This window comes from Yersinia similis, from assembly GCF_001053095.1.
Lineage (GTDB): Bacteria > Pseudomonadota > Gammaproteobacteria > Enterobacterales > Enterobacteriaceae > Yersinia > Yersinia similis.
Genome location: NZ_CGBP01000010.1, coordinates 106,354 through 119,729, shown reverse-complemented (window position 1 = coordinate 119,729; position 13,376 = coordinate 106,354). Strand labels below are relative to the sequence as shown.

Below are 13,376 nucleotides of genomic sequence, written 5' to 3'. Positions count from 1 at the left end.
TTTTGTGATGGTTTACGGGGTGATGGCTTATTTGGTGATGATTATTCGCCCGACTTAGGGCGATTTACGTAACGCAATTATCGGGTTAAAGTCATAAAACTAGCGGGTTCAATTCACAAATTTAAGAATGTGAGCATGATCACCACCTGGAATTCTAAGGGGGAATGTGGCTATACATATAGGGCAGCTCGCGCTACCTTAGCTTAAATTACGTTATGTGACTATTTGTGCGAAAATGAATCAATAGCCACTTATTGCATAGGTGTTCAAGTTTGGACTAAGCTATTGATGCGGTTGTTATATGACCGATTAAGGTAGGCTGTTAGGCTTCACGATGTAAAAAAACAGCCATTTTCTTTACGTTCAGTTTCAGGCAAAATGCCCGGCCGCCATAGAGAGACGGCGCGTTATCGTTATGAAGTTTCTTTGCTTGCGGGCAAGGGTTTCGGCGGTACAGCACGCAAAGCGTTTCTGTATAGCGTTATTTGGTTAACAAAAACGGTGCAATATGCAAGTTTTCATTATGCGTCACGGTGACGCGGCACTTGATGCCGCTAGTGATGCGCAAAGGCCTCTAACTCTGTGTGGTCAGGATGAATCACGTCAGATAGCAAGCTGGCTAGGTGAACAGTCAGTGGATATCGATCAGATTCTGGTTAGCCCTTATTTACGTGCCAGACAAACACTGGAAGTGGTGCGTGAGGTTATGGCGCTACCGGCAGAGCATGAAGTGATGCCCGAATTAACCCCCGGTGGGGATGCCGCCTTCATTTGTTCTTATCTGCAAGCGTTGGCGAAAGAAGATTGTGCCGCAGTGCTAGTGATTTCGCATTTGCCACTGGTCGGGTACTTGGTTGCCGAGCTTTGTCCAGGACAATGCCCTCCGATGTTTGCTACCTCAGCCATCGCCTGCATTGATCTTAATGGTAAGAGCGGAAAGGGTACGCTTGATTGGCAGGTGAGCCCTTCACAATTGTTGGCAAAAGCGTGCCATGGATAAAACTTGTCATGGGTAAGGCCCACCATGGGCTGTCATGACTAAGCCACGAGCCGCTAAAATATAGCCTTCATCAACGTCTAACTGGCGCGGCATTTTTGCCGCGCTTTCGCTTATTGGCTTATTGACAGCACGGACTTAATTTTTTGGCGAAACAAGTTTGTTGGCGGATGACACAAGAACACAAGCTTATTGACTACTAATGCAGCGTTATTGGCTGACAACATAACTGCCAGCACCGTTACTCTTCCAATTCAATCAAGTACCGTCACTCTTCTAATTCAATCAATAACAGCAATGCTGCGGTTCCACCCCACTCTTTAGGGGCTTGATGGAATGCCAAAACATCAGGGTGTTGTGCCATCCAGAGCGGCGTCTGCTGCTTCAAAACATGTTTACCGTGACCATGCATAACACAGGCGCAATGCACATGTTCGCGCTTGCAAGCCGCAATTAATGCCCCCAGCTCTTGTTTAGCCTGCTTCTGGGTTAAGCCATGTAGATCCAAAAACATTTCTGGTGAGTAATCACCACGACGCAGTTTCTTAACTTCAAAGTTATCGACACCAGGCCGAACATAGCGTGTCGGACCATCAGTATCTAACAGCGGTTGGAATTCATCAGAAAAATAATAACTGGCATCCACCTGCTCTTGCAGCAAGCGTTCTGGTGCGATTTTTTTGCCTAACTTCGGCGGTGTGTGGTGGACGATAGTGTCTTGTCTGAGTTTTTTAGCACCCGTTATCGATTCTTTAAATAGCTGTAACTCATCTGGTGTCAGGTGATATTTTTTTTTCATCGTCTGTTCTATACCTAATTCAATTGCGCCCAGTTTACCTGCTGCAAGCCATCTGTCGAAATAAATGTCGATATCCGTCATACTTTTAGTTGTTTGTGCCTTGGCAGGCTTTTTTTTATTATTCGGTTATCATTCAACGGATGTATTGCTGCTGATTTGTCACGGGCTTCATGGCAAACTAGGCGTATAGATGACAAATTTACACATAAGCAGTTGGAGAATACCTTGGACAAGATTTTCGTCGATGAAGCAGTAAATGAGCTGCACACCATTCAGGATATGCTGCGTTGGACCGTGAGCCGTTTTAATGCTGCTAATATTTTCTATGGTCACGGTACGGATAATCCGTGGGACGAAGCGGTACAACTGGTTTTCCCTAGTCTATTCTTACCTATTGATATTCCAGAAGATATACGTAGTTCACGCCTAACGTCCAGCGAGCGTCATCGCATCGTTGAGCGGGTTATTCGCCGGGTTAACGAGCGTATCCCGGTCGCTTACCTAACCAATAAAGCGTGGTTCTGTGGCATGGAATATTATGTGGATGAGCGGGTGTTAGTGCCACGTTCACCGATTGGTGAGTTGATCGAAAATCGCTTTGACGGGTTAATTCATCATCAGCCAAATCATATTTTGGACATGTGTACTGGCAGTGGGTGTATTGCTATTGCTTGCGCCTATGCTTTCCCAGACGCAGAAGTCGATGCTGTGGATATCTCCAATGATGTACTGGCGGTAACTGAGCACAATATTCAGCAACACGGTATGGAGCATCAGGTCACGCCTATTCGTTCCGATCTATTCCGCGATTTACCGCCTATCAAATATGACCTGATTGTGACCAATCCGCCCTATGTTGATGCTGAAGATATGGCAGATTTACCGCAAGAATTCCGTTTTGAACCTGAACTGGGTTTGGCTGCGGGTAGCGATGGGTTGAAACTGGCCCGTCGTATTTTGGCCTGTGCCCCCGACTTTTTACAGGATGACGGCGTGTTGATTTGTGAAGTTGGCAACAGCATGGTGCATTTGATGGATCAGTATCCAGATGTACCATTCACTTGGCTGGAATTCGAAAAGGGTGGCGATGGGGTCTTTATGCTGACTAAACAGCAACTGATTGACTGCGCTGCACATTTCAGTATGTACCGTGATTAATTGATCATTTCTTATCAAGTCTGTCAGTACGGTTAATCGCCATCTGGCAGACCGCTTATGACTCAAAGGAGCTGTGATGGCTGGGAACAGTATTGGGCAGTTTTTCCGCGTCACCACTTTTGGTGAATCTCACGGTATCGCCCTAGGATGCATTATTGATGGTGTACCACCGGGCATTCCGATTACCGAGGCTGATATTCAGTTGGATCTTGACCGTCGCCGTCCGGGAACGTCTCGTTATACCACTCAGCGCCGTGAGCTGGATCAAGTTCGCATTTTATCCGGCGTATTTGAGGGAGTGACTACGGGTACCAGTATCGGGTTAATGATTGAAAATACGGATCAGCGTTCACAAGATTACAGCGCAATTAAAGATGTGTTCCGTCCCGGTCATGCCGATTATACCTATGAGCAAAAATACGGCGTACGGGATTACCGTGGTGGTGGCCGCTCTTCAGCCCGTGAAACCGCGATGCGGGTGGCTGCGGGCGCTATTGCTAAAAAGTATTTAGCACAAAAATTTGGTGTACAGGTTCGCGGTTATCTGGCGCAAATGGGTGATATTAGCTGTGATTTGCTCGATTGGGATTTGGTTGAGCAAAATCCATTCTTCTGCCCCGATGCCAGCAAACTGGAGCCGCTGGATGCCCTACTGCGTGAACTGAAAAAAGCCGGTGATTCCATTGGTGCCAAAATCACTGTCGTCGCTGAAAATGTACCCGTAGGTTTAGGTGAGCCAGTATTTGATCGTTTGGATGCGGATCTTGCTCATGCGTTGATGAGTATCAACGCGGTAAAAGGGGTGGAAATTGGCGATGGTTTTGCTGTCGTCACTAAGCGTGGCAGTGAAAACCGCGATGAAATTACTCCGCAAGGCTTCCAGAGTAATCATGCTGGCGGCATTTTAGGGGGGATTAGCAGCGGGCAGCCAGTTGTTGCTCATATTGCATTAAAACCCACCTCCAGCATTATGGTTCCGGGGCAAACTATCAATCGGCAAGGAGAAGCGGTTGAAATGGTGACCCGAGGCCGTCATGACCCGTGTGTGGGTATCCGGGCGGTACCCATTGCAGAAGCGATGATGGCTATCGTCCTTATGGATCACCTACTGCGCCAGCGTGCGCAGTGCGGAGATGTGACTTCAGACGTTCCGCGTTGGTAGATAGTATGAAAAATTGGATAGTGGGTATGATGGCGTTGGTCACCATAGCCCCTGTCATGGCTACCACGCCATGGCAACAGATTACGCACCCTGTGGCGGGTTCTCCACAGTCAATCGGTGGCTTTGCTAATGGTTGTGTGATTGGCGCTCTGCCTTTACCGCTTGAGTCTGAAGACTATCAAGTTATGCGCTCGGATCAGCGCCGTTATTTTGGTCACCCTGATTTGTTGAATTTTATTCATCGTCTCAGTGCGCAAGCTCACCAGCAACAATTGGGCACGGTGTTGATTGGTGATATGGCTATGCCTGCGGGTGGGCGTTTTAGTAGTGGTCATGCCAGCCATCAGTCTGGTTTGGATGTGGATATTTGGCTACAACTGCCAAAACAGCGTTGGAGTCAGCAGCAGTTATTGAAGCCGCAGCCGATAGACTTAGTGGCGGTCAATGGTAAGCGGGTGATCCCCGCACTTTGGCAGCCACAAATTGAGAGTTTGATCAAATTGGCCGCCAAAGATAACGATGTTACGCGTATCTTCGTCAATCCGGCAATTAAAAAGCAGCTTTGTCTGGATGCAGGTGCCGATCGTCAGTGGTTGCATAAAGTCCGGCCGTGGTTTGCTCATCGTGCACACATGCATGTACGCTTACGTTGTCCAGCCGATAGTCTGGAGTGTGTGGATCAAGAGACACCGCCACCGGGCGATGGCTGCGGTGCCGAGCTGGAAAGCTGGTTCCAACCGCCACCGCCAAGTGCTAAACCAGGTAAAACTTTACCACCGCCATTGCCACCTTCCTGCCAGGCCTTACTGGATAACCACTTCGCTACGGAATAAGTCATGGATTGGTTTACCCTTGGTCCTGCTGTCTTGGGGATACTCTTTGTCGTTGCATTATTAGCCGGGTTTATTGATTCCATTGCTGGCGGGGGCGGTTTGTTAACCGTCCCCGCGTTGTTGGCGGTGGGATTACCCCCAGCGCAGGCATTGGCGACCAATAAGCTGCAATCTGTTGGCGGTTCGTTCTCCGCCAGCCTGTACTTTATTCGCCGTGATGCGGTTAACCTAAAGCAGCAAAAACTGACAATTGCCCTTACTCTTGTGGGGTCGATGCTGGGAGCGATTTTAGTTCAGTACATGCGGGCCGATATTCTGCGACAAATTTTACCGCTGTTGGTGATCGGTATTGGTGTCTATTTTTTGCTAACCCCAAAACTGGGTGAGGTTGATCAACAGCGCCGCTTGTCTGCTTTGCCTTTTGCATTAATTGCCGGTGGTGGGATAGGTTTTTACGATGGCTTCTTTGGCCCCGGTGCCGGTTCGTTCTATGCATTGGCTTTTGTTACCCTGTGCGGTTTTAATCTGGCGAAATCCACCGCCCATGCCAAAGTACTCAATTTCACGTCAAATTTAGGCGGGCTGATATTCTTTATCATCGGTGGGAAGGTGGTGTGGAGTATCGGCTTGGTGATGCTGGTAGGGCAAGTACTGGGTGCGCGTCTTGGCGCACATATGGTATTGACGCGTGGTCAGAAATTGATTCGGCCAATGATTGTCGTCGTGTCATTCGTCATGAGCTGCAAGCTGCTGTATGACAACCACGGTGCTGAGATTGGCTCTTGGCTGGGACGGCATATTTTCGCATAGCTTGGTTTTATATAGCTTGGTTTTATATAGCTTAGTTTTATATGGCTTGGCTTTTGCATCAATTTAGGCACAAACCACCGCTAAATACAGTGACTTTAGCGGTGGTTACCCTCTCTTACGGACCAGAGTATGAATCATCATTATCAGCAGTTAATCGATATCTTCAATACCTGTTTTAGCGGCGAATATAATACCCACTTGGTGAAAGGTGACGATGAGCCTATCTATTTACCCGCCGATGAAGGATCTCCTCACCATAGGGTGATTTTCGCTCATGGCTATTATGCCAGTGCGATGCATGAAATCTCCCATTGGTGTATTGCAGGCAAAGAACGGCGCAAGCAGGTGGATTTTGGCTATTGGTATTGCCCTGATGGGCGCGATGCATTAACTCAAAGCCAATTTGAAGCGGTAGAAATCAAGCCACAGGCGTTGGAATGGATGTTTTGTGTTGCCGCCGGTTTCCCTTTCAATGTCAGTTGCGACAATCTGGAAGGCGACTGCGAGCCAGATCGCATAATATTCCAGCGCAAAGTCCGTGAACAGGTGTTGTGGCTGCTGGAACAGGGTATATCCACACGACCTGCGGGCTTTATTCAGGCGCTCCAATCGTTTTACAATACGCCGCCGTTGGCTCCTGAACTCTTTCCTTACCCGGAAGATTTGATTTAGCGCCTACCTGCAACACCAATGACTTTGGGCACAAAATAAATATATTGAGGAAGAGTGATGATCGCAGAGTTTGAAACACATATCTTGGCGCAAATTGATGACATGGTAGAGCACGCCAGCGATGATGATTTATTTGCCGGAGGTTACCTGCGAGGGCATCTGACACTGGCAGTGGCTGAGTCTGAAGAGCATGGTGAGCACTCCGCTGAACAATTACATGCGCGGGTACAAACTAGTCTGGAGAAAGCCATCAAAGCTGGCGAGCTTTCCCCTCCAGATCAAGTTTTGGTGTTAGGTCTTTGGGATCGTTTATTAGCACACGCCCTTCGTCCTTGAAGCCGCAGGGGTGTTAGCGGTGATCGCTCACCCGAATCACTGACTGGTCGTTGACCTTAAAATAAATAGACTCATCGGGATTCGTTCGTTTGCTGCCTACCTGCGACTCCAATAACTTTGGGCGTTACCCTTCGTTCTTGAAGCCGCAGGGGGAGCGATAGTTAACGGCACTTGTCACTCATCTTGACGACTCTTGGGTGGCCGGGGAGCGAGATTGTACCGGCCTGCCTTTCAATAACTTTCTGATCCAAAAACGGTTAGGGTTCAATGCTGCCAGCGTTTTGGCATCTAACGGCAGTGGTTCACCGAACATCTGCGCGGCCAGAATCTCGGCCACCAATGGTGCACTGCATAAGCCACGGGAACCTAATCCCCCGACCATAAATAACTCAGGCCATACTGGCGCGATAGCGATATCATTTACCTTACTCTCACCACCATGCTGAATTCGACGAGACAGGTCCTGATATTGAGCCAGCGTCGCAGCATAATCCGGTACGGCACCAACCATCGGCAAATGGTCGCGGATAGCGCAGCGGACGCCACAACGAGCCTGATTATCGCTGACATCTACCTGTTGTGGCCAACTGACTTGTGGCAGACAGCGTAACAGACGCTCACGGTTCTCCTGCTGCTCGGTTAGGCGAAAATCAGTAGTGACATCGCCACGCTGATAACTGGCACCAATACAATGGTGCCAATTGGCTGGGTTGACTGGCGTCAGGTAACCGTCATAGCACAAAACCTGTTGCAGTTGGCTGAGTTCCGAGGTGGTAGGAATGTGTGACACCTGCCCACGTACCGCAGACAATGGCAGATGGTGAGTTTGTTCCCATTCAGGTAAGCGGTGGCCAGTTGCCAAAATGACGGTGGCATGATGTTTAGCCGCTTGTGATTGACCAAAAGTCAGTTGCCACTGGTTATCAATGCGTTTTAATCGCCGCAATTCATGTTGATAGTGGCATGTCATCCCGTTTTGTTGCGCCAGTGTCATCAGTGCGTGAGTGAGGTCAGAGGGGCAGAGCCAGCCGCCAGCAGGATAGTGTATGCCATCATGGGCACAATCTAGCCCTGCCAACTCACTAAGTTGCTCACGGCTCATTGCTTCGGCAAATTCAATTGGCCATTGTGTGTGCAGCATCTTCTCAATTTTGCCACGGCTCTTGTCATCAAACGCTAATTGGCTGACACCACACCATTGATGGTCGAAGGCAATCCCTTGCTCAAGTAGCTGGTCGTACTGGCGGCGGGCAAAGGTAAAGGCACTGGTAAAAAAGGTTTCCAGCACATCATTTTTACCATTGAGTAACGGGTAGAGTGCCCCTTGTCGGTTGCCTGATGCTCCCTGTGCTGGCTGTGCGTCAGCACAGTAGAGCGTAACCACTGCTCCGCGACGCTGTAAGGCCAGTGCGGTCAAGGCGCTGACAATCCCGCCACCGATAATAGCAATATCATCACAGTGCGTGGCGGCAGGCCGGTGATACCAAGGCGTAGTGGGCGCATGAATCTGTTGTGGCAGGGTGCCGGTCAGCATTTCTCGTTTTTGCCCGAAACCTTTCACTTTGGTCACGTCAAATCCTGCCTGTTGCAAACCACGGCGCACAAATCCGGCGGCGGTAAAAGTTGAAAAAGTCCCCCCCGGCCGGGCCATTCGTGCCATGGCATTGAACAAACGCTCATTCCACATATCTGGATTCTTGGCGGGAGCAAAACCATCAAGGAACCAGGCATCTACCTGATTATTTAGGTTATCGTCTAACTCGGGTAATAGGGTATTGACATCACCGAACCATAAATCCAACGTGATGGCACCGTCGGCCAACAAAATACGATGGCAACCGGCCAACGGTAGGGGCCACTGCGCACGCAATTGTTCAGCGAAAGAGGCTAACTCCGGCCAACGGGCATGGGCTGAGGCTAAATCGGCTACTTGAAGTGGGTATTTTTCAAAGCTAATGTAATGCAACCGCCGAAGCGTTGCATTGGGCGATTGTTGCCTAAATAGGGCAAAATCACGCCACAATGTCAGGAAGTTTAAACCAGTGCCAAAGCCCGTTTCAGCAAAAATACAGTTTTGCTGCGGGTGGGAAGCGAAGCGTGCAGGAAACCCATTCCCTTTGAGAAAAACGTGGTGAGTTTCTTCCAGACCATCCTCATTGGAAAAATAGATGTCACCAAACTGTTCAGATACAGGTGTACCCTGTTCATTCCAGCTTAGTGTTGCGGTTTGGATTGGGCGTTGGCTCACGTTAGAAGACTCGTATCTCAAGGGGTGGAGCGATTCTAACGAGGTGACCTTCCACGTGCAAATTGTAAAATTTTCTGGCTATATTACGCTGATCGGACTTGTTCGGCGTACAACTGTACGCTAAAGTGCGTTGCAAAATCCCGAATGTAAAATTAGTGGAAGAGGTATTTAATGAAGCGTGCAGTAATTACTGGCTTGGGTATTGTTTCCAGCATTGGTAATAACCAGCAGGAAGTTTTGGCATCTTTGCAGGAAGGCCGCTCTGGCATTACTTTCGCTCAAGAATTTAAAGACGCAGGTATGCGCAGCCATGTATGGGGTGATGTAAAACTCCAGTCTGAGCCTAAAGATCTCATCGACCGCAAAGTGCTGCGTTTTATGAGCGATGCCTCAATTTATGCTTATCTTGCGATGCAAGAGGCCATTACTGACTCTGGGTTGTCTGATTCTCAGGTTTCTAATTTCCGTAGCGGATTGGTGGTGGGTTCAGGTGGTGGTTCGCCACGTAACCAGGTTGCCGGTTCTGATGCTATGCGTACTCCACGTGGCCTGAAAGGTGTTGGCCCTTATATGGTGACTAAAGCCATGGCATCCGGTGTCTCCGCGTGTCTGGCAACACCGTTTAAAATCAAAGGGGTTAACTACTCTATCAGTTCCGCTTGTGCGACTTCCGCTCATTGTATTGGCCATGCTTTGGAGCTGATCCAATTGGGCAAACAGGACGTGGTCTTTGCCGGTGGTGGTGAAGAACTGTGCTGGGAAATGGCCTGTGAATTTGACGCGATGGGCGCATTATCGACCAAATATAATGATACCCCTGCTAAAGCTTCCCGTACTTACGATCAAGACCGTGATGGTTTTGTGATCGCAGGTGGCGGCGGTATGGTTGTGGTTGAAGAGCTGGAACATGCTCTGGCTCGTGGCGCACATATTTATGCTGAAATTGTTGGCTATGGTGCCACTTCCGATGGTGCTGACATGGTTGCACCGTCAGGTGAAGGCGCAGTTCGTTGCATGCAAATGGCAATGGAAGGTGTTGATACGCCAATCGACTACATGAACGTACATGGTACATCTACCCCGGTTGGTGATGTAAAAGAGCTAGGTGCAATTCGTGAAGTGTTTGGTAATAACACGCCAGCGATTTCCTCGACCAAAGCAATGACTGGCCATTCCCTTGGGGCGGCGGGTGTACATGAGGCTATCTTCAGCTTGCTGATGGTTGAACATGGCTTTATCGCACCAAGCATTAACATTGATAATCTGGATGAACAAGCGCAGGGGATGAATATCATCACTGAGACAACGCAACGTGAACTGACCACGGTGATGTCTAACAGTTTTGGTTTCGGTGGCACTAATGCAACATTAGTGATGCGTAAATATCAGAAGTAAACTCAAACGCAAAACTGTTTTGCTGATTCAGATTTAATACTCAGAGCCTGCGAGAGATCGCAGGCTTGAGGTTATTGACAAAGTGCCCGCGACGGAGAGAACAGGCAGATCGTAAAGACGCCGTAAATACATCCATGTAGGCTCGAGCCGCGCCATCCTTGGCGCGGACTCTTTACTCCTCTGCCTATCCTCACCGTTCAAGATCGCGTCATCGGGGTTTGTCAGCAGTCTGAGCCTGCGAGAGATCGCAGGCTTTTTACGTTTGATCAATGCCAACATTCGAGTAATACCTAAATTCGTTCAACTTTTACGTTTGGTCGATTTTTATCTTCGACCAAACGTTTTATTCACAAGTAAATTCTTATTCACAACATAGGTTTTTCACTCATCTGAATCACAAAAGTAAGCCAGTTTACTGGGATTTACTCGGTTGCTAACTTGCTGAGAAGTGAATAACGTTAGATATTTTAAATAAAAATATAAGAAGTAGGTGATTGAATGTTAACGAATGACCTGCAATTTCATCTGTTGTGACTCCTTTTAAGTCAAATTGTAATAGAAAAAGCCTTGCCTCCCCAAAAACCTTAATTCACAATATTAGAACAATAATCAAACAAATTTATTCTGTCTCTTAGTTTACTAACGCAGCAGGGCAGTTCAATGAGCGATAATCAAAGTGATCAGACGATTAAGATTGCCGATTTAAACGAGCACGTTGTTCATGAAATTCTGGAAGTGATAAGTGACGGTATTTGGGATTGGAATGCCAACAGTGGATTTGTGTATCGTAATACGGGTTGGTATGAAATGTTAGGGTATTCCGCCCATACATTTGAGAACACGGTACATATCTGGGAGAAAATAATTCATCCAGACGATTTTGAGCGCGTTATGTTTCATTTTGATGCCTATCTTAATAATCAAGTTGAGAGGTATCAGATTGAATACCGGTGTCGTACTTACGAAGGTGACTATATCTGGATAGAGGATCGTGGCAAGGTCGTGGAGCGTAACCTTGATGGCTCTGTCTCACGGATGATAGGTGCACACCGTAATATACATAATAGAAAACAGCGGCTTGAAAAGTTAGAAAGAAAGAATAAATCGCTGGAAGCGTTAATCGAGGATCGGACGGTGGAGTTACGTGAAACTAATTTACGTTTACAGCAGCAACTTGATATCAAGAAAAGTCTTTCAGAAACAGATGTATTAACGTCTGCGGCTAACCGTTATTTATTGGAAAAAGTACTGAAACATGAATATCTTCGTGCGAAGCGATTTTGTCAGCCGCTGTCATTGCTCTCATTGGATTTAGATGATTTTAAATCCATTAATGATCAGTACGGTCATTCTGTGGGTGATTTAACGCTGACACATATTGTTGATGTGATTAGGAATAACATTAGAGAAATTGATGTCTTGGGCCGCTGGGGAGGCGATGAGTTTATGATTGTCTTACCTAATACACAGTTAAAGGACGCTAAAAATCTAGCTGAAAAAATCAGGGAGCGGGTAGCATTAAAGCTGGTTGAGGGCTATATTCGTGTGACAATGAGTCTCGGTGTCGTCGAATTGCAACATAACGAAGCGCAAGAACAACTTTTAATTCGTGCTGATAAAATGCTTTATATCGCAAAAGCGGCAGGCAAAAATATGATCAGCAGTTGAGCTCAGAGATAACCTTCATTGCCCATAGGGTTGCCGGGCCTCTTCCTTATTATTGTCTTCCTTATATTGTAAGTAGTATTCTTGATTATTGCAGTGCGTAATCAGCCGCGGCGCTGGCATGTATCGCTGTGGTATCAAACACCGGTACTGAGGCATCTTGCGCGTTAACCAGTAGCGTGATTTCGGTACACCCAAAAATAATCCCTTGCACGCCCCGTGCTTCGAGTTTCTTCATCACTCGGCGATAGGCATTCCGAGAGGTTTCACTGATGATCCCCAAGCAGAGCTCTTCATAAATAATGTGGTTAACTGTCTCTCGGTCTGTATCGTCTGGAGTGATAACCTCAATGCCGTGTTTTTCTGTTAAACGGCCACGGTAAAAATCTTGCTCCATGGTATAGCGGGTCCCTAATAGACCGATTTTATCTATTCCTTGCTGCTTAATTTGGACGGCAGTGGCATCAGCAATGTGCAGTAAGGGCAATCCACAGGCTACTTCAATATCATCGGCCACTTTGTGCATGGTATTAGTGCATACCACTATAACCTCCGCACCAGCATGTTTTAATGAGATAGCGGCATCAGAGAGTAACTGAGCGGCTGTTTGCCAGTCGCCTTTTGCCTGAAGCTGTTCAATCTCATGAAAGTCTACACTGTAGAGAATAATTTTAGCGCTGTGTAAGCCGCCTAATTGTGCTTTAACTTGCTGGTTAATCATCCTGTAATAGGGAATGGTTGATTCCCAGCTCATGCCACCAATAAGACCTAAAATTTTCATCATTATTATTCCTATCAGTCATCTATACCCAAGTTACTTCAAGATGCAGGTAGGCTGCAACTGAGTAAATCCTCAGGAGCTTAGATAACTAAGTGACTGGGGTGAGCAAGGGCAGATAACCCCCTGCATCTTGAAGGGCGACGGGTATATAGCAGACGAACAAGAAGTATCAGCTCATGCAGACACCAAGATAGCAGGCGTATGGGCAATAAGACAATGTGGACTGAGGGCGGCAGTGCCACTACGTTATAAGTGAAAGCCATCGTACACCGATTTGTCTTTCGCTTACTGCCTTTCGGCAACTCGAAGTCACTTGGGTATAAACGGTATTATGAGATGTTATTGTGAGAAAGTAAGAAAATTCCCACCAATAATTCGCCCTATTCATATTTGATGTGTAGGTCAAATCAGAGAGAGTAAATGTTATTTCTGATATTATGACTTCACCATCATTATATTTGTAACCGCAGTGTGGTACTTATGGTTAATATTCTGGGTGTTTCTGTTGCCAAGATAATTC

The 13,376-nt window shown here is 47.4% G+C and carries 12 protein-coding genes and 1 pseudogene; 9 read left to right on the top strand and 4 right to left on the bottom strand.

Annotated elements, in window-relative coordinates; genetic code table 11:
- The first annotated feature begins 508 nt into the window (after positions 1-508).
- The gene (gene sixA / locus AC971_RS09795) at positions 509-1,000 is read left to right on the top strand and encodes a phosphohistidine phosphatase SixA (protein WP_025384353.1); all 492 of its coding nucleotides are present in this window, start codon (positions 509-511) and stop codon (positions 998-1,000) included.
- A gap of 265 nt (positions 1,001-1,265) precedes the next feature.
- Here sixA and smrB read toward each other — a convergent pair whose 3' ends face one another.
- Positions 1,266-1,796 carry an endonuclease SmrB gene (gene smrB / locus AC971_RS09790; RefSeq protein ID WP_038402746.1) on the bottom strand — a complete coding sequence of 177 codons (531 nt, stop codon included), beginning with the start codon at positions 1,794-1,796 and terminating at the stop codon, positions 1,266-1,268.
- A gap of 225 nt (positions 1,797-2,021) precedes the next feature.
- On the opposite strand from smrB, the gene prmB reads away from it, so the two are divergent.
- From prmB to AC971_RS09760, 6 genes are all read left to right on the top strand, one after another.
- Positions 2,022-2,954, top strand: coding sequence for a 50S ribosomal protein L3 N(5)-glutamine methyltransferase (gene prmB / locus AC971_RS09785; protein WP_025384351.1), 933 nt, complete (start codon positions 2,022-2,024; stop codon positions 2,952-2,954).
- 76 nt (positions 2,955-3,030) lie between these two features.
- Positions 3,031-4,116: a chorismate synthase gene (aroC, locus tag AC971_RS09780; protein WP_025384350.1), complete on the top strand. Its 1,086-nt coding sequence runs from the start codon at positions 3,031-3,033 to the stop codon at positions 4,114-4,116.
- 5 nt (positions 4,117-4,121) lie between these two features.
- Complete coding sequence (mepA, locus tag AC971_RS09775; RefSeq protein WP_025384349.1) at positions 4,122-4,949, top strand: penicillin-insensitive murein endopeptidase; 828 nt, start codon at positions 4,122-4,124, stop codon at positions 4,947-4,949.
- 3 nt (positions 4,950-4,952) lie between these two features.
- Positions 4,953-5,759, top strand: coding sequence for a sulfite exporter TauE/SafE family protein (locus tag AC971_RS09770; protein ID WP_025384348.1), 807 nt, complete (start codon positions 4,953-4,955; stop codon positions 5,757-5,759).
- Between the two features lie 129 nt (positions 5,760-5,888).
- Positions 5,889-6,431: an elongation factor P hydroxylase gene (locus tag AC971_RS09765; RefSeq protein ID WP_025384347.1), complete on the top strand. Its 543-nt coding sequence runs from the start codon at positions 5,889-5,891 to the stop codon at positions 6,429-6,431.
- 57 nt (positions 6,432-6,488) lie between these two features.
- On the top strand, positions 6,489-6,767 hold the full coding sequence (locus AC971_RS09760; protein WP_025384346.1) for a YfcL family protein: 279 nt from the start codon (positions 6,489-6,491) through the stop codon (positions 6,765-6,767).
- A gap of 178 nt (positions 6,768-6,945) precedes the next feature.
- On the opposite strand, the gene mnmC is transcribed toward AC971_RS09760, so the two are convergent.
- The gene (gene mnmC / locus AC971_RS09755; protein WP_025384345.1) at positions 6,946-9,015 is read right to left on the bottom strand and encodes a bifunctional tRNA (5-methylaminomethyl-2-thiouridine)(34)-methyltransferase MnmC2/FAD-dependent 5-carboxymethylaminomethyl-2-thiouridine(34) oxidoreductase MnmC1; all 2,070 of its coding nucleotides are present in this window, start codon (positions 9,013-9,015) and stop codon (positions 6,946-6,948) included.
- A 171-nt stretch (positions 9,016-9,186) separates the two neighbouring features.
- Between mnmC and fabB the strand changes: the two genes are divergently transcribed.
- Positions 9,187-10,410, top strand: a complete 1,224-nt coding sequence (fabB, locus tag AC971_RS09750) for a beta-ketoacyl-ACP synthase I (protein ID WP_025384344.1) — start codon at positions 9,187-9,189, stop codon at positions 10,408-10,410.
- A 58-nt stretch (positions 10,411-10,468) separates the two neighbouring features.
- Here the strand turns inward: fabB and AC971_RS25125 are convergent.
- A pseudogene (locus tag AC971_RS25125) lies at positions 10,469-10,546 on the bottom strand (gluconate 5-dehydrogenase); the annotation flags it as partial.
- Between the two features lie 524 nt (positions 10,547-11,070).
- Here AC971_RS25125 and AC971_RS09745 point away from each other — a divergent pair.
- Entirely contained in the window at positions 11,071-12,078 is a 1,008-nt protein-coding gene (locus tag AC971_RS09745; protein ID WP_025384343.1) for a sensor domain-containing diguanylate cyclase, read from the top strand.
- A gap of 85 nt (positions 12,079-12,163) precedes the next feature.
- Here the strand turns inward: AC971_RS09745 and AC971_RS09740 are convergent, their stop codons facing one another.
- Positions 12,164-12,856 (bottom strand): aspartate/glutamate racemase family protein, encoded by a 693-nt coding sequence (locus AC971_RS09740; protein ID WP_071825561.1) that lies wholly within the window; start codon positions 12,854-12,856, stop codon positions 12,164-12,166.
- Positions 12,857-13,376 lie beyond the last annotated feature (520 nt).

Excerpts from the sequence above, each read along its gene's own strand:
- sixA (WP_025384353.1), top strand. The coding sequence starts at position 509 with ATGCAAGTTTTCATTATGCGTCACGGTGACGCGGCACTTGATGCCGCT.
- smrB (WP_038402746.1), bottom strand. The coding sequence starts at position 1,796 with ATGAAAAAAAAATATCACCTGACACCAGATGAGTTACAGCTATTTAAA.
- aroC (WP_025384350.1), top strand. The coding sequence starts at position 3,031 with ATGGCTGGGAACAGTATTGGGCAGTTTTTCCGCGTCACCACTTTTGGT.
- mepA (WP_025384349.1), top strand. The coding sequence starts at position 4,122 with ATGAAAAATTGGATAGTGGGTATGATGGCGTTGGTCACCATAGCCCCT.
- AC971_RS09770 (WP_025384348.1), top strand. The coding sequence starts at position 4,953 with ATGGATTGGTTTACCCTTGGTCCTGCTGTCTTGGGGATACTCTTTGTC.
- AC971_RS09765 (WP_025384347.1), top strand. The coding sequence starts at position 5,889 with ATGAATCATCATTATCAGCAGTTAATCGATATCTTCAATACCTGTTTT.
- AC971_RS09760 (WP_025384346.1), top strand. The coding sequence starts at position 6,489 with ATGATCGCAGAGTTTGAAACACATATCTTGGCGCAAATTGATGACATG.
- fabB (WP_025384344.1), top strand. The coding sequence starts at position 9,187 with ATGAAGCGTGCAGTAATTACTGGCTTGGGTATTGTTTCCAGCATTGGT.
- AC971_RS09745 (WP_025384343.1), top strand. The coding sequence starts at position 11,071 with ATGAGCGATAATCAAAGTGATCAGACGATTAAGATTGCCGATTTAAAC.
- AC971_RS09740 (WP_071825561.1), bottom strand. The coding sequence starts at position 12,856 with ATGAAAATTTTAGGTCTTATTGGTGGCATGAGCTGGGAATCAACCATT.